The 14847-nt window shown below is 62.3% G+C and carries 18 protein-coding genes and 3 tRNA genes; 14 read left to right on the top strand and 7 right to left on the bottom strand.

All coding sequences use genetic code 11. The features are described 5' to 3' along the window. Window positions 1–122 precede the first annotated feature (122 nt). A complete protein-coding gene (locus tag D8W71_RS02380; RefSeq protein WP_121110684.1) occupies window positions 123–1325 on the top strand; it encodes a cysteine desulfurase-like protein in 1203 nt (400 codons plus the stop codon). Window positions 1326–1365: 40 nt separating this feature from the next. Here the strand turns inward: D8W71_RS02380 and D8W71_RS02375 are convergent, their stop codons facing one another. Together D8W71_RS02375 and mgrA are read right to left on the bottom strand one after the other, a co-directional pair. Then, entirely contained in the window at window positions 1366–2337 is a 972-nt protein-coding gene (locus tag D8W71_RS02375; protein WP_121110682.1) for an NAD(P)H-quinone oxidoreductase, read from the bottom strand. 137 nt (window positions 2338–2474) lie between these two features. Then, a complete protein-coding gene (gene mgrA, locus D8W71_RS02370; protein WP_121110680.1) occupies window positions 2475–3509 on the bottom strand; it encodes an L-glyceraldehyde 3-phosphate reductase in 1035 nt (344 codons plus the stop codon). Window positions 3510–3628: 119 nt separating this feature from the next. Between mgrA and D8W71_RS02365 the strand changes: the two genes are divergently transcribed. From D8W71_RS02365 to D8W71_RS02355, 3 genes are all read left to right on the top strand, one after another. Then, window positions 3629–4126, top strand: a complete 498-nt coding sequence (locus D8W71_RS02365) for a MarR family winged helix-turn-helix transcriptional regulator (RefSeq protein WP_442972008.1) — start codon at window positions 3629–3631, stop codon at window positions 4124–4126. Window positions 4127–4177: 51 nt separating this feature from the next. Beyond that, a tRNA-Ser gene (locus D8W71_RS02360) sits at window positions 4178–4264 on the top strand. Between the two features lie 254 nt (window positions 4265–4518). Continuing rightward, window positions 4519–5079, top strand: coding sequence for a gamma carbonic anhydrase family protein (locus D8W71_RS02355; protein WP_236077672.1), 561 nt, complete (start codon window positions 4519–4521; stop codon window positions 5077–5079). Between the two features lie 80 nt (window positions 5080–5159). Here D8W71_RS02355 and D8W71_RS02350 read toward each other — a convergent pair whose 3' ends face one another. The 4 genes from D8W71_RS02350 to D8W71_RS02335 all read right to left on the bottom strand — a co-directional run bounded on the left by D8W71_RS02350 (window position 5160) and on the right by D8W71_RS02335 (window position 8353). Next, window positions 5160–6314: an MFS transporter gene (locus D8W71_RS02350; RefSeq protein ID WP_121110678.1), complete on the bottom strand. Its 1155-nt coding sequence runs from the start codon at window positions 6312–6314 to the stop codon at window positions 5160–5162. 71 nt (window positions 6315–6385) lie between these two features. Next, a complete protein-coding gene (locus D8W71_RS02345) occupies window positions 6386–6979 on the bottom strand; it encodes a TetR/AcrR family transcriptional regulator (protein WP_121118416.1) in 594 nt (197 codons plus the stop codon). A 41-nt stretch (window positions 6980–7020) separates the two neighbouring features. Next, a complete protein-coding gene (locus tag D8W71_RS02340; RefSeq protein WP_236077671.1) occupies window positions 7021–7923 on the bottom strand; it encodes a pseudouridine synthase in 903 nt (300 codons plus the stop codon). A gap of 82 nt (window positions 7924–8005) precedes the next feature. After that, complete coding sequence (locus D8W71_RS02335; RefSeq protein ID WP_121110674.1) at window positions 8006–8353, bottom strand: excalibur calcium-binding domain-containing protein; 348 nt, start codon at window positions 8351–8353, stop codon at window positions 8006–8008. 123 nt (window positions 8354–8476) lie between these two features. Between D8W71_RS02335 and D8W71_RS02330 the strand changes: the two genes are divergently transcribed. The 3 genes from D8W71_RS02330 to D8W71_RS02320 all read left to right on the top strand — a co-directional run bounded on the left by D8W71_RS02330 (window position 8477) and on the right by D8W71_RS02320 (window position 10576). After that, the gene (locus tag D8W71_RS02330) at window positions 8477–8680 is read left to right on the top strand and encodes a DUF3072 domain-containing protein (RefSeq protein ID WP_121118414.1); all 204 of its coding nucleotides are present in this window, start codon (window positions 8477–8479) and stop codon (window positions 8678–8680) included. 97 nt (window positions 8681–8777) lie between these two features. Further along, a complete protein-coding gene (locus D8W71_RS02325) occupies window positions 8778–9398 on the top strand; it encodes a YrhK family protein (protein WP_121110672.1) in 621 nt (206 codons plus the stop codon). Between the two features lie 137 nt (window positions 9399–9535). Further along, window positions 9536–10576, top strand: coding sequence for an alpha/beta hydrolase (locus D8W71_RS02320; protein ID WP_121110670.1), 1041 nt, complete (start codon window positions 9536–9538; stop codon window positions 10574–10576). On the opposite strand, the gene hisC is transcribed toward D8W71_RS02320, so the two are convergent. Continuing rightward, window positions 10573–11637 (bottom strand): histidinol-phosphate transaminase, encoded by a 1065-nt coding sequence (hisC, locus tag D8W71_RS02315; RefSeq protein WP_121110668.1) that lies wholly within the window; start codon window positions 11635–11637, stop codon window positions 10573–10575. The two genes, D8W71_RS02320 and hisC, sit on opposite strands and share 4 nt — an antisense overlap. Window positions 11638–11729: 92 nt before the next feature. On the opposite strand from hisC, the gene D8W71_RS02310 reads away from it, so the two are divergent. The 7 genes from D8W71_RS02310 to D8W71_RS28345 all read left to right on the top strand — a co-directional run bounded on the left by D8W71_RS02310 (window position 11730) and on the right by D8W71_RS28345 (window position 14121). Then, window positions 11730–12482, top strand: a complete 753-nt coding sequence (locus D8W71_RS02310; protein WP_121110666.1) for a dienelactone hydrolase family protein — start codon at window positions 11730–11732, stop codon at window positions 12480–12482. 85 nt (window positions 12483–12567) lie between these two features. Next, window positions 12568–12657 (top strand) — tRNA-Ser (locus tag D8W71_RS02305). A 44-nt stretch (window positions 12658–12701) separates the two neighbouring features. Next, window positions 12702–12774 (top strand) — tRNA-Arg (locus D8W71_RS02300). Between the two features lie 65 nt (window positions 12775–12839). Then, on the top strand, window positions 12840–13547 hold the full coding sequence (locus tag D8W71_RS02295) for a helix-turn-helix domain-containing protein (protein ID WP_161965393.1): 708 nt from the start codon (window positions 12840–12842) through the stop codon (window positions 13545–13547). A 36-nt stretch (window positions 13548–13583) separates the two neighbouring features. Then, the gene (locus tag D8W71_RS28350; RefSeq protein WP_161965392.1) at window positions 13584–13826 is read left to right on the top strand and encodes an IS3 family transposase; all 243 of its coding nucleotides are present in this window, start codon (window positions 13584–13586) and stop codon (window positions 13824–13826) included. Beyond that, window positions 13783–13953 carry a hypothetical protein gene (locus D8W71_RS27505; protein WP_153275295.1) on the top strand — a complete coding sequence of 57 codons (171 nt, stop codon included), beginning with the start codon at window positions 13783–13785 and terminating at the stop codon, window positions 13951–13953. Before D8W71_RS28350 ends, D8W71_RS27505 begins: the two co-directional genes overlap by 44 nt. 9 nt (window positions 13954–13962) lie before the next feature. After that, complete coding sequence (locus tag D8W71_RS28345) at window positions 13963–14121, top strand: integrase core domain-containing protein (RefSeq protein ID WP_153275294.1); 159 nt, start codon at window positions 13963–13965, stop codon at window positions 14119–14121. Window positions 14122–14847: the final 726 nt, after the last annotated feature.

Below are 14847 nucleotides of genomic sequence, written 5' to 3'. Positions count from 1 at the left end.
CGTTTATTCTGGTCTGTGGGCTGAGTGCGGAGGGAAGTCAAGCGTGCGAGTGAGCAGGGCGGTCGAGACAAATAAGGGATGTGGAACACACGCTCACGAAATCGACGCTTAGAGTGTCCGGCATGGGGTATGACGTCGCGCGGGTCAGAGGGTCGATTCCCTCGTTGGGCGACGGCTGGATCCATCTCGATCCGCAGAACGGGATGCAGATCCCCGATCGTGTGTCGACCGCAGTGTCGACAGCGTTTCGCGGAAGTGCGCCAACTCACACGTCAGGCCATATGTCCTCGCGTCGAAGTGCGGGCCTCCTCGATGCAGCCCGGCAAGCCATCGCGGACCTGGTAGGAGGCGATCCCGCCGGCGTGGTTCTCGGTCCCGACCGGGCGACGCTACTCGCGTGGTTGGCCGAGTCCATGTCGTCACGGCTGGGGCTTGGTACGGGCCTCGTGCTCTCGCGGCTCGACGAGGAGGCCAACGTCGCGCCGTGGCTTCGCATCGCCAACCGCTACGGCGCACAGGTGCGGTGGGCCGAAGTCGAGATCGACACGTGCGAACTACCCAGCTGGCAGTTCGAAGAGCTCATCACCAGTACGACGCGCCTCGTCGCGATGACGGCTGCATCCCCGATCGTCGGCTCCGCTCCCAATGTTCGGGTTGCGGCGGACCGCGTGCACGCAGTCGGGGGCCTCATCGTCGTCGACGCCGCGGGTGCTGCTCCATACGCGCACGTCGACATCGAGGAACTGGGTGCGGACATCGTGGCCGTCCAGTCCTCGGCGTGGGGCGGTCCGCAGGTGGGTGCGCTCGTATTCCGCGATCCAGCTCTGCTCGATCGGATCCCGTCGATGTCGCTCAATCCGCTGGCGAAGGGGACCGAGCGGCTCGAGGTTGCGGGCCATCAGTACGCGTTGCTCGCGGGGGTCGTGGCCTCGGTCGACTACTTGGCCAATCTCGACGACGCTGCCACCGGCACGCGGCGTGAGCGCCTTCAGCTCTCGATCGGTTCGCTGCAGGACTACCACGACCGATTGTTCGACTACCTCCTGCGCTCGCTGGGCAAGCTCGATCACGTCATGGTTCTCGGCGACGCCCCGAGCCGGATCCCGACCCTGAGCTTCACCGTCGCGGACACCTCGGCCGAGAAGGTCGCCGAACATCTCGCGCAGAACCGAATCGGGACGGTCAGCGGAATCCACAGCGGCAGCAGGCTTCTCGACGCATTGGGCGTCAACGACGAGGGCGGCGCCGTCACCATCGGACTTGCCCCGTACACCACTCGGCACGAGATCGATCAGCTCGTCAAGAGCCTCGCCAAGCTCGCCTAGTGGCACGAATAAGTGCTCTGTGGGGCACTTATCCATGCCACTAGGAAATCCGCAGAATCACCTTCCCGATGGCATCGGCGTCCAGTAGTCGATGTGCTTCTGCCGCTTCGGTGATCGGCAGCTCGGCGTGAATGATCGGGGCGACGACGCCCTCCTCGATCATCGGCCATAGTCGCTTCGTCATGTCCGCGACGATGTCGGCCTTGCTCGACGGACCGGTTTCGGGTCGGCCGCGCAGACCGGCGGCGTGGATGGTGCCGCGCTTGCCGAGAAGTGCGCCGAAGTTCAGTTCACCCTTCACCCCGCCCTGCATCCCGATGGTGATGAGTGTGCCGTCCATCGCAAGCGCGTTCACATTGCGTTCCAGGTACTTTGCGCCCATGTTGTCGAGAATCAGATCAGCGCCATCGGGGAGTTCCTCTACGAAATCCTGTTCCTTGTAGTTGATCAGGATGTCGGCGCCGAGGGACGCGCAGAAGTCGAGCTTGGCTGTGGACCCTGCCGTGACTGCGACGGTGGCGCCCATAGCTTTGGCGACTTGAATTGCGTGCGTGCCGATTCCGCTGCCGCCTCCGTGCAGCAGAACGGTGTGGCCCGAACGAAGGCCGCCGTACATCACCAGGTTCGACCACACCGTCGACGCCACTTCTGGAAGAGCAGCTGCCGCATGGAGATCCAATCCGCGAGGCACCGGAAACAGCTGGGTCGACGGCACGGCGACCTGCTCCGCGTAGCCGCCCCCGGCCAGAAGTGCGCATACCCGGTCGCCGACCCTCCAGCCGTGTACCCCGTCGCCCAGCTCCGAGATGATGCCCGAACATTCGAGACCCAAGGTCTCGCTGGCCCCTGGCGGCGGGGGATAGAACCCCTGACGCTGCATCAGGTCGGCTCGGTTGACTCCGGCTGCAGCGACGTCGACGATCACCTGGCCCTGCGCGGGACGCAGATCGGGTACCTCCGTCCACTGCATCACCTCGGGCGGTCCGAACTCGGTCAGCGTGATTGCGTGCATGCATCGAGCGTATGCGCCTTCGGCGCCCGTGCGCGCGTAGTTACGTCCGAGTGTCACTACCCACGCACGAAGACCAACCTGCTCGTGCGCGCGTAGTTACGTCCCTGTGTCATTACGCGCGCACGGGCGCAAAGCGCCTACACATCCCAGAGGTTGATTCCGAAGTCCCCGGCGTGCTCGTCGATCTGCGCGAGCTCGTCGGCGCTGAATTCCAGATTCTGCAAGGCGCCGATGTTGTTCTCCAGCTGACGAACGCTCGACGCCCCGATCAGCACCGACGTGACCCGAGGGTCGCGCAGGGCCCAGCTCAGCGCCAACTGGGCCAGCGACTGCCCGCGCGCCGAGGCAATGTTGTTCAGCGCGCGAAGGTGGCCGACATGCTCGTCGGTGAACCAATCGGGGTTCAGGGATTTGCCCTGCGTCGCGCGGGAGCCGTCGGGAATGCCGTCCAGGTATTTGTCGGTCAGCATTCCCTGGGCGAGGGGTGAGAACGCGATCGCACCGGCGCCTACCTTCTCGAGTGTGTCCAGGAGTCCCTCTTCGATCCAACGGTTGACCATCGAATAGCTGGGTTGGTGAATCAGCAGTGGGACGCCGGCAGCCTTCAGGAGGTCGGCCATTTTCGCCGTATTGCCGGGCGTGTAAGAGCTGATTCCGACGTGCAGAGCCTTGCCTTGCTGAACCGCGCTGATCAGTGCACCCGCGGTCTCCTCGAGAGGGGTGTCGTGATCTGGCCGGTGGCTGTAGAAGATGTCGACGTAGTTCAGGCCCATGCGGTCCAGCGACTGATCGAGCGACGACAGCAGGTACTTCCGCGTCCCACCGAAGCCGTACGGACCAGGCCACATGTCCCAGCCCGCCTTGCTCGAGATGATCAGTTCGTCGCGGTATCCGGCGAAGTCCTCGCGGAGTATGCGCCCGAAGTTCTTCTCGGCGCTCCCGTAGGGCGGACCGTAGTTGTTGGCGAGGTCGAAGTGAGTGATTCCCAGGTCGAAAGCACGCCGCAGCACCTCGCGCTGGGTAGCGAGCGGTACATCGTCGCCGAAGTTGTGCCACAGGCCGAGCGAGATGGCGGGCAATTGAAGTCCGCTCGTACCGACGCGTCGGTAGACCATCGACTCGTAGCGATCGCCAGCTGCAACGTACGGGGGATCAATATGTGGTTCGCGCATGCACGCAAGCCTATTGAAGACCCCCGAAATCGGACACCGAACGGGAGCGGAGCCCGCGGAGTGACCTCCAAGAACGGTGTGAGCTACTCATCGGTAGCAACCTTGCCTAATATGGTCGGGTGACGGCCGAAAGATCCTTTGGTCCAGGGGGGGACCCGCAGTGGCTCGATACTGCGGAAATGAGAGCGTGGCGCGCCTATGTCGACGGCGGCCAACGATTGATGGGGGTACTCAACAAGGATCTGCAGGATGCGCACAATCTGACGATGGCCGAATATCGAATCCTGGTGATGCTGTCGGAATCGTCCGACGGATCGCTGCGGATGAGCGATCTCGCCGACGGCGTCCTGTCGTCTCGCAGTCGCCTGACGCACCAGATTCGGCGGATGGAATCCGACGGAATGGTAGAGCGAAATACCTGCGTCGACGACGGTAGGGGCGTCCTCGCCGTTATCACGACCGAGGGCAAGCGCAGGTTGGAGGAGGCAGCGCCGACCCACGTGAGTAGTGTGCGTGCGCATCTTGTCGACCTCTTGACGGAGCGTGAACTATCGACTCTCGGGGACATCTTCGAGAAGGTCGACGCTGCGATGGGGAGCACGATCGACAAGGGGTGATTGGCTCCTGAGCGCGGCGAGCGTTTAGGATCGTCTTCGTCAGTAGACGATGGAAGCGTGGCAGAGCGGCCCAATGCACTCGCCTTGAAAGCGAGAGACGTGTAAAAGCGTCCGGGGGTTCAAATCCCTCCGCTTCCGCAGAATGTTCGTTGTTCGAATCCGGTCCGCCCGCAAGGGTGGGCCGGTTCCGTTTGTCCGGTCGAAGCTCAGTAGGGCCGCACTCGGATGCACTCTTGGTTCAGCATCGACGAGCGGGTGGTCGCTGCGGATTCTGCGTGCCGGGGAGTTCGACGAATCCGCGCGAAGGGCGGATCGGTTTGCCCTGTGCCATCATCTGCCTCATGTTGTACGAACATCGAGGTGCAAGTCCGTCTGTATCCGAGAATGCATGGGTGGCCCCAACTGCTGTGCTGATTGGTGATGTGATCGTCGGTGCTGGTTCCCGGGTTCTGCACGGGGCCGTTCTCACCGCAGAAGACGGACAGGTCAGCATCGGCAAGGATGTCGTCGTGATGGAGAACGCCGTGATCAAAGGCCGCGCAGGCCATTCCGTTACTATTGGTGACAGCGTCCTGATCGGCCCACACGCTCATGTCAATGGCACCAGCGTCGGGCGCGAGTCGTTCATCGCGACCGGTGCGTCGACGTTTCCGGGTTCAGTGGTCGAGGCGGGGTGTGAACTGCGGATAAATGCCGTCTTGCAGGTCAATTCGCGGCTCGCCGCTGGATCGGTCGTGCCAATTTCTTGGGTCGCGGTCGGTGACCCCGCGCAACTCTTCTCACCGGACCGGCATGACGACATCTGGGCAATTCAAAAGACGCTGAATTTCACTGGAACGGTATACGGCACTGCGACCGGTGTGGGGATGGATGGGATCATGGAGAAGCAGTCGCGGTTTTACGGGACACACGTTGCCGACGTCGAAATTCCTGACGGACCGACCGCATCTTAGTCTCGCGGATGCCTGTTGCCAGTGGATGCCGTGTCTTGCGATTGCCGATCTCTGGTTTGCTGGCTCGACGAATGTCCAATTCATGCAGGCACTTCGGTCCGGCGCTGTACGAGCAATGCAGGGACCATCACCGCTACCGCGACAGCTGCCATCGCCGCCCCGATCCATAGTGGCGCGCGGAGCCCGAAGGCCGCGGTGCCTATGCCGCCCAGCGCGGATCCGATCACGATGCCAAGGGTGATCATCGACGTGTGCACGGTATTGACCAGTGCACCGGTCCCTCCGACCCGCTGCACCCTGGTGACCATCGCTGGATTCATGGTGACGCCCACGAACCCGATCCCGAGCATCGCGGGCACAGCAATCCACGCGGATTGTGCACCAGAAGCGAACAGGGCGAGAAACATCGCAGCCATGGCGGTGCCGGCCACGAGCACGATCATCGTGTGACTGATCGCAAGTCTGCCGACCACGGCGTTCCCTGCAACGGTGGTGACGCCGTAGGCGACCAACAGCAGCGGTACGACGCCGAGGTCGATGCCGGTTTCGGTGTTCAGGATCGGTGTGAAGTACGAGAAGCCAGCGAAGGTGGCGCCGATGATCAGTGTCGATGTCGCCAGCACAAGCCAGAGGTGCGGGCTTCGCAACGCGAGTGCTTCGTTTCGTAGATTCGGGGCGTCAGCGGTCGGTGCGAGGTCGGGCATTGTGGCGGCAGTGGCTCCTGCGGCGGCGAGAGTGAGTGCCCCGATCGCGACAAACGCTGCGCGCCAACCGAAGTGTCCACCGGTCCAGGTTGCCATCGGCAGTCCGAGAGTCGTTCCCAACGCGAGCCCTTGCAGTACTGCGGCAGTAGCACGGCCGCGTAGCTCGGGCGAAACAGCGTTTCCGGCCGCGGTGACGGCTATGCCGAAGAACGCGCCCGACGCCGCCCCGGTGACGATGCGGGCGAGCAGCAGGATCGAGTACGAAGGTGTCAGTGCTGCAACGATATTGCCGACGAAGAACACTGCGAACAACGCCAACAGTGCACGCCTATGGGAGAAGCGTAGTAGAGCGCTCGCCAGCAGTGGTCCTCCGATCGCCATCGACAACGCGAACACACTCACGAGGTAGCCGATCTGTTCGACCCCGGTTCCGAGCGAGTGGGCGAGCTGCGGCATCAGGCCACTGACCGTGAATTCGCTTGTGACCATGGCGAATATCCCAGCGGCGAGCACGTGAACGACCTTGGGCATCGGTTCACCTTTCTAATGTATTTAAGAGTCCAAAACTAGGCCAAATCGACACCCCAACGACTGAACCGCGATTAGGCGAAGAGCGACCTGATGCCGTCGTGTCCGACGCGTCGGAGAAGTTCTGGACTCGCGCCTGCCTGCGAGCTCACTCGAATGCCGGAGATGACGGTGACGATCAGCCAGGCCACATCCTCGGCCGACACCGAATCGTCGATCGACCTGTCGATGTGTCCTTCCTGAATCGCGCCGACGAGTGAATCCAGGCGAGCGCGCAGGTCGCGGTCGAGAGTTTCGGCAATTCGTGGATCGCGGTGTCGATGGTCGGGCGTCATCAAGGTGTTGACGGTCATGCAGCCCGCGGCGTGCGCGGCGTGGGCCTCCTCGTCGACAACGGCGTCGATGAGCATTCGAATGCGGTGTGCAGCAGTGGTATTGGATGCCTGCAACATTGCCTCCTGGCGCGCGCGCGTCACAGAGGTGTAATGCTCCAGTGCTCGTACAAACAGTTCATCCTTGGACACGAACGTGTTGTACAGGCTGCTACGGCCCAATCCCGATGCACTGCAGAGCTGTTCGGTAGACGTGTCCGCGAACCCGTTGACTCGGAACAGCTTCGCTGACGCAGCAAGAACTGCATCCTCGTCGAACTGCCGTGGTCTGGCCATGGATGTGACCATAGCAGATTAATGGAATCGAGAGTACAAAACTACAGTTCGAGAGTTCTCGAGCTGGTGAAACGGCGTGCCAGCCCCGAGATCGGGTCGTCGAACTCGAGTTCCGAAGCCAGCAGCCGAAGCGGGGAGGTGAAGTCGTCGACCGCCCGGTTCGTCGGGTGCGGATAGAGGTCGTCGCCGATGATCGGAAGCCCAAGGGAATTCATGTGCAGGCGGAGCTGGTGGGTTCGCCCTGTAGTCGGGCTCAGGCGGTAGCGGCCCAGGCCATTTCGGCTTTCGACCAGTTCCACGAGCGTCTCGGCGTTCGGCTCACCGTCGACCTCGCGTGCGGCAAAGTCGTACTTGTCCTTGATGATTCGGCTCACGATGGTGCGGGGGAACTCCAGCTCGGGATTCACGCCCGCAACCGCGTCGTACACCTTGCGCACTTTGCGATCCTGGAACAGGGTTTGGTAGGCGCCCCGCGCCCGAGGGTCGACGACGAACAACACGAGGCCAGCGGTTACGCGGTCCAGGCGATGCGCGGGAACGAGGTCCGGCAAGTCGAGCTCCAGACGCAACTTCACCAGTGCGGTCTGCAGAATGTGACCACCCCGCGGAATGGTCGGCAGAAAATGGGGTTTGTCGACCACGAGCAGAGTGTCGTCGCGGTAGACGATCGGAATGTCGAACGGAACCTCCGTCTCGGCGGGGAGATCGCGGTGGAACCACACGGCCTCGCCTCGCACGTACGGGGCGTCGATGTCGAGCGGACCGTGCATGTCGACGATCTCGCGGGAACTGAACATCTCGTCGATCCTCGACGGCGCGATCCTGGGCTCGGTGTCGACCAGGAACTCCCTGATGGTCGCCCACGAACCGTCCTCGGGCATACGAATCCGAGCCGGATCCAGTCCATGCCTCTTCGGCAACGGGGGTTGCTGCCGTCGTCTCACGTGCCGAGCCTATCCGCCGGCTAAATTTGTACTTATGCAGGTGAGAAGCAGCGTTTCACCTGCATAAGTACAACTTCAATGGTTACTCGCAGCCCACGCCGTCGTTGTCGCGGTCCAGGTGCGGTCCGAATCCGTAGTCACCGCGGCGAACTGGCGCAGCACCTGCGTCACGCGCCTCGGTGCAGTTCTTGTACTGGAACGCACTCGGTGCGGGGCGGGCGCAGCCAGCCTGGGGCTGGTGCTGGGGCGGCGGTGCAGGGGCAACGAAGGCTGGAGGCGGGGGAGGCAGGATCGGGCAGAACTGGGACGATCCGGAGTTGCAGAGGAAGTCCGTGATCGGGTCGGCGGTTGCGACGGCAGGCATGGTGGCCATGGCGGCTGCGAGGACGAATCCTCCGAGGCCGGCGCGAACCAGGGTCTTGCGGATCATGTGGTGCTCCTGAAAAAGAGGGGGTAGTGGTCTGATCTTGAGCCGAGGTTGTTGAACAGTCAATCGAAGTCATTTGCGTGAATGAACAGGTTTGGAACCTCAGCGCCGGGCGTATACGAACGTATGAGCGAAAACGAGCAGGTCAACCAGAATCCGGAGAAGGATCCCGAGAATTGGGTCACCGGAGACGAGCCCATCACCGGTCCTCAGGAGAGCTATCTCAACACCTTGGCCCAGGAAGCCGGCGAGGAAGTTCCCAGCGACCTCACCAAGGCACAGGCGTCGGAGATGATCGACAAGTTGCAGGGAGAGACCGGTCGCGGATAACCATCCGCAACGGGTGACGACGGGTCCGGGCGTCGAGTTCCACAATCGCTTCATGGCGCCCGTACTCGACCGACAGCCCCCACGGCTGGGCGACTGAGTGCTCAGAAAAGAGGCGTGGGGCTTCGTAATCGGTTCGGTGCTGTTTGCTCTTGCGGCGGTTCCGGGATATGCCAGGTGGGTCGGCGTCGATGCCGACAATCTCACTTACTTCATCGGCTCCATGTTCTTCACTGGCGCCGGTTACGCAGCGCTGCGATTGAGTGGCCGCCCTGCACCGAACCAGGAATCGGACAAAGTTGAGATCTACGACTGGTGGGCGGCTGCGGTCCAGTTCGTAGGAACGCTGTGTTTCAACGTGAGCACGGGGATTGCGATGGTCAGCGGGTTGACCTCCGTCGAGGCCGATAAGTGGATCTGGCGGCCCGACGTCTTCGGTTCCGCAGCGTTCCTCGTCGCAAGCGCACTCGCCGTTGTGGCAACGACCGAAACCGACAAATTGTGGGATCCCCGCGCACGTGACTGGCGAAGTACGTGGACGAACATGGTCGGCTCGATTGCATTCGCAGTATCGGCGGTCGGAGCCTTCGTGCACCCCGCGACCGGGCAACTCGCGAACGCCGCGCTGGCCAATCTGGGGACTTTCGTCGGCGCGTTGTGTTTCTTGATTGCGGCCCTGCTCATGCAGCCTTTGGGACGCGTCATAAACAATCGTCAGTAGTTTTGTACGGGCCGCTTTACGTCTACTGTGAGCGGAGGCACAGCTCACGGCGGGCCTACCTACTCGTGGGTTAGGTTGGAACGTAAGTTGTTCGTGTTGCGTCGTGAAGCGACGCGACGGGGGAGGATGGATCTGTAATGCACCGTCGTGTTCTGGCAGCGCTGGGAACCAGCATTGCGCTGTCGATCGTGGGAACAGGTGTGGTGTCTGCTCAGCCGCTCCCCGGTACCGGCAGCTCCGCTGGCGCCGATGCGCCGCCGTTTGCGCAAGCGTCTCCGTCCAAGATCGCGCGGATCGATCATGTCGACATGCTCACGGATCGCCGTGCTGCTGTCTTCGTCGATTCGCCTGCGATGAACAAGATCGTTCAGGTGCAGATTCTGCTACCGGCCGCGCAGGCCGTGTCGAGGCCGACGCTGTACATGCTGGACGGTGTCAGTGCGGGCAAGGAATCGGACTACCTCGAGAGCACCTGGACGCAGAAGACCGACATCGTCGACTTCTTCTCCGACAAGAACGTCAATGTGGTTCTGCCCGTTGGTGGTTCGAGCAGCTACTACACAGACTGGAACGTCCCCGACCCGATACTCGGCGTCAACATGTGGGAGACGTTTCTGACCTCCGAGCTGCCACCGCTGATCGACGCCAGGTTCTCCGGCAACGGCACGAACGCCATTTCCGGTGTGTCGATGGGTGCTCAGGCCGCAATGGATCTGATCACTCGCCATCCGGATCTGTACACGGGCGTCGCGGGACTGAGTGGCTGCTACGACAATTCGCAACCGAACCTCAAGGACGCTGTGCGCGCTACCGTCGCCATGAACGGTGGCAACGCTACCAACATGTGGGGCGAGAACGCCGACCCTCGGTGGGTTGCGCATGATCCGTCGCGCAACGCAGAAGCTCTCCGGGGCAAGGACGTATATGTCTCTGTCGGAACCGGATTGCCCGGACCGTACGAGCTCGGCCCCGGTGGGTCAGGTCTGCAGGACGCAGCCCAAGGTGGACCGCTCGAAGCAGCTGCGCTCTACTGCACCACCCTGTTCGACACCAAGCTTCGCTCGCTCGACATCGACGCCACGTTCATCTACCGGCCCTACGGCATCCACCAGTGGCCGTACTGGCAGGACGATCTGCGGGAGTCCTGGCCGACCCTGCAGCGTGCGCTGAACCTCTAGACGCCAGCGGCAGTAACGGCGTACTTCAAAAACGCGTCGTTCTCGTGCGGGTCACCGATGGTGATCCGCACGCCGTCGTTTCCGTACGCGCGCAGCAGGACTCCGGCTTCGGCTGCGCCCTCTGCGTAAGCGCCGGATTGATCGCCGAGCGGCAAGAATACGAAGTTCGAGTCGGAATGCGCTACGTCGTAACCCAATTCGATCAAGGTGTCACGCACCCGTTCGCGTTCGGCGACGAGAGCGTCGGTACGCGCAAGCAGTTCGTCCTTCGCGTGCAAGGATGCCAAGGCAGCCTGCTGGGCAACGGAGTTCACGGCGAACGCGATGCGCACTTTTCCGAGGGCTGTGATGATCGACGGATCGCCGACGGCATATCCCACCCGCAGCCCGGCGAGTCCGTACGCCTTTGAGAACGTTCGTAGGACCACGACGTTACGACGCCCACGCGCCAGCTCCACGCCGTCGGTGTACTCGCCCTCCGGGTTTTCGCGGGCGTATTCGAAGTAGGCCTCGTCGAGGACCACGAGCACGTTCTCGGGGACTGCGTCGAGGAACTTCTCGAGCGCGGACCGGCGAACGACGGTTCCGCTTGGATTGTTGGGGTTGCATACGAACACGACGCGGGTGCGGTCGGTGATGGCTGCGAGCATCGCGTCGAGGTCGTGAACGTGGTTCTCGTCGAGAGGCACCTCGACAGGCGTCGCACCGGCGACGCGCGCGATGATCGGGTAGGCCTCGAACGAGCGCCATGCGAACAGGACCTCGTCGCCGGGGCTGCAGGTAATCTGCACGACCTCCTGGCACAGTGCCACCGAACCGTTACCCGCCGCGACGTTCTCGGGTGCGACCTTCAACTGTGACGCGATTTCGGCGACGAGTTCGGTAGCGCCGATGTCGGGGTAACGGTTGACGCTCCCCACGGCTTCGGCGATCTTCTCGCGAACGCTCGGCAACGGTCCCTGGGTGGTTTCGTTGCTGGCCAGCTTGATCGCTCCGGGAAAGTTTCGACCGGGGATGTAGGCGGGGATGGCGTCGAGATCGGTGCGGATGCGAGCAGTCACGGATCACATTATGCGCTCGGGCTACATGTGGGATTTCTGTGCGTCCTCCGGTATCGATGCGGGGGGAGCTCTCGAGCACTATTTTGGAAGGCATGTCGGGAATCTTCACGGACGTAGCTGTGCTCCGAATCGACGTCGACCCGGGTGTGGTCGAGGACGACACCGAGCAACCGCCTGCTGTGCAGCAGAAGGTACCGCTCACCGCGGTCTCGCCCGAGGGCAACGTGCGGGGCGGAATCGTCGTGCTGCACGAGTCGCGTGAAATACCGGCGTCGTTGCTGGCCTTGCTGCGTGCGTTGGCGCAGGAGGGGTGGCTGGCGGTCGCGCCCGATCTGTTTCATCGCGACGCCGATACCGATGGTGACGAGGTGTTCGGCGACAACCTATTCGCCGACTTCGACGCCACCTTCGATTGGCTCACGTCCCGAGGCGTGTTACCGGACTGCGTCGGGGTCGTCGGGTTCGACGACGCCGGGACCGCCGCGCTGATCGTCGCCACCAACCGTCCCATCGGGGCCGCCGTCAGCGTCGCCGCCGCCGGGATTCTCGAGCCGTTGAACGACGATGCCGTCGCGCTGATCGAGGCCGCGCCGTCTCTGCAGGCGCCTTGGTTGGGTCTGTACGGCGAAGACGACCCTCGGACCCCACCCGAGCACATCGAAGGGCTCCGCGAGGCAGCCACGCGGGCGTCCGTCGCGACGAACGTCGTCAGCTACAGCGGGCTGAGTCACCGAGCCGATGCGCCGCCCGTGCCCGGTAGCGCGGAAGACAACGACCCGGCGTCCGCGGCACTCGTCGAGGCGCAAACGAGGATCTTCGACTGGTTCGATTCGTTCCTCAGGTGAACGGCTGGTTGACCAGGCGTTTTGCGTTGATGGCGTCCGTGTGGGTAATCTCTTTCCTCGGCGGTCCGAGAGGGCCGGCAGCCTAGGAGGCGTGCCAGAGCGGCCGAATGGGAGTCACTGCTAATGACTTGACCCTTCACCGGGTCCGGAGGTTCAAATCCTCTCGCCTCCGCCACGGTCGGTAGAGTTTTACCGGCCAGCTAGACCAACTGAATACACGCGCCCGTAGCTCAACGGATAGAGCACTTGACTACGGATCAAGAGGTTAGGGGTTCGAATCCCTTCGGGCGCACAGAAGATAGCCCCTGAGCTGCGGGTTTGCGCGCTTAGGGGCTATTTTTAGTTCACTTCAACATTGTGGTCAACACAACCGCGTCTGTGGAATCGGAAAGTGTCGAATGTTTCAGACATCCTTGGTCGGACGGATCGCTCGTCGTAGACGTCGCAGAACGATTCGGTGTCAGTCGTCAAACTGTCACAGCGTGGCGCAAGCGGTACGAGGCCACGGGACTGGACGGTCTCGTCGACGCGTCGAGACGACCACACTTGAGTCCGGCACGAATCGATCCGAACGTCGAAGCGCTCATCTGCGAGATACGTCGCCATCGTCGTCGGTGGGTGGACGCCCTATCGTCTACGAACTCACTCTCGAGATTGGCAACAGAGCGCCGTCCCGATCAACGGTCTACCGAGCACTTTCGCGCAACGGTTTCATCAATCCACAAGAGCAATTGGCGCGTCCCCAGTAAACGGGCCATCTTGTTTAGGGTCTTGTTACCCATGAGTTGGGCGGGTAGGACGGGAAAACACGGCTGGACGGAAACGGCCCTCTACCGAGGACATCGTGCGCAAGCTGCGCCGTGCCGATTAACATACTGCTGCAGGCAAAGCGAAGGAGGAGATCGCGGCGGAGCTCGAAGCATCGGCGGCGACCTTGTACAACTTGCGACGCCAGTACGGCTGGATGGACACCGACGCGGCGAAGGCACTGGCCTGCAAAGCAGTTGGGCTTGCTCGCTCCACCTACTCACGAACACCGATCGCCGAGACACCCGCCGACCCTGATGCGGCACTGAAGCGACGCTGCGCACGTATACAGGCTTGCATCCACTGCATGGCTTCCGTCGCCACTGGGCGCACCTGAGGCGCGACAAGGGCATGACGGTGAACCCAAAGAAGGTGAATCGACTCCGGAAGGAGGAGCGCCTGCAAGTCCGGATCTCTCTCTCCCCCGGGCAAACGCGCCGGTGTCAGCTCGTGCCCGCTGATCGAAGCCGATGCACTGAGGGTGTTGTGGGCTATGGATTTTCAGCTCGACTCGACCGTCGAGGGGAAGGCAATTGAGATTGCATCGATGATCGACAAACACCCCCGGGAGTCACTGCTGAACACCGTCGAGCGATCGATCACCGCACAGCGGTTAACCGACGAGCTCGACAACACGTTCGCGCTGTGGGGTGGTCCGCCGTAGGTGTTGCGGATGGACAATGGTCCCGAGTTTATTTCACATGTGCTGCAACAGTTCTGCCGTGGCCGTATCGGCATTTCATACATCCCGCCGGGTACGCCGTGGAACAACGGCCACATCGAGTCCTCTAACAACCGCCTACGGAAGGAGTGCCTGAACCGCAACCACTAGACGAGCCTGCTCGAAGCCCGCGTGGTGATCGAGGACTTCAATTCGCAAGACCCGGCGTTGGTTGCAACCTCCGGTGCGCGATGTAAGCGCCAGGCGATCCTCGTTCAGGCGTTTTCGCTGCGGGTTGTGTTGCGTCGTGGCAGCATCGCTGCGTAGGTCGGGACGCCCGCACACCCTTGGAGCCTGCCATGCTTAAGACCGTCACCGCTGTATTTGCGGCAGTAGCAATACTCACGTGCTTCGCTACTGCCGCTGTATCCAACGCCGCACCAGGTGACGTCAGATACGTGCCATCTACTGCCGGTGACACGATCACGAGCACCTTCACCAATAGGTCCGCGCAACCAATTCGTTGTTTCTTCAGCATCTATGCTCGCCCGTATGTAGATGGCGGCGACAACGGGGACTACGGGGTGTTGGGAGGGGGATTTACCGGGGTTATGACTGCGGGCACCGTCGCTGCAAGAACAGTGGACGACATACCTGACGGCGATGTGTGGATCGAGTGGTCTTGCGTCACGGAAGTCAGAGAAGAGCCGATCCTTGAAATGTGGGGTACTCCTGCGTCATTAGGAGGAGACGCAACTGTCCCTACAGTGACATTGACCGTGGATTCGACACGCGTACCGGACCCGGTCTGCTCAGGCTCCGCGTGTCTTCCTACCGGGTCGTTTGGGCTATAACCCCCTTGCTCGCAGCCAGCGGTGGAACAGTGCCGCGGACATC

Source organism: Rhodococcus sp. P1Y (assembly GCF_003641205.1).
In the GTDB taxonomy this organism is placed as follows: Bacteria; Actinomycetota; Actinomycetes; order Mycobacteriales; family Mycobacteriaceae; genus Rhodococcoides.
Note: the sequence above shows the minus strand (reverse complement) of the source record. Positions and strands in the feature narration are given on the sequence as shown.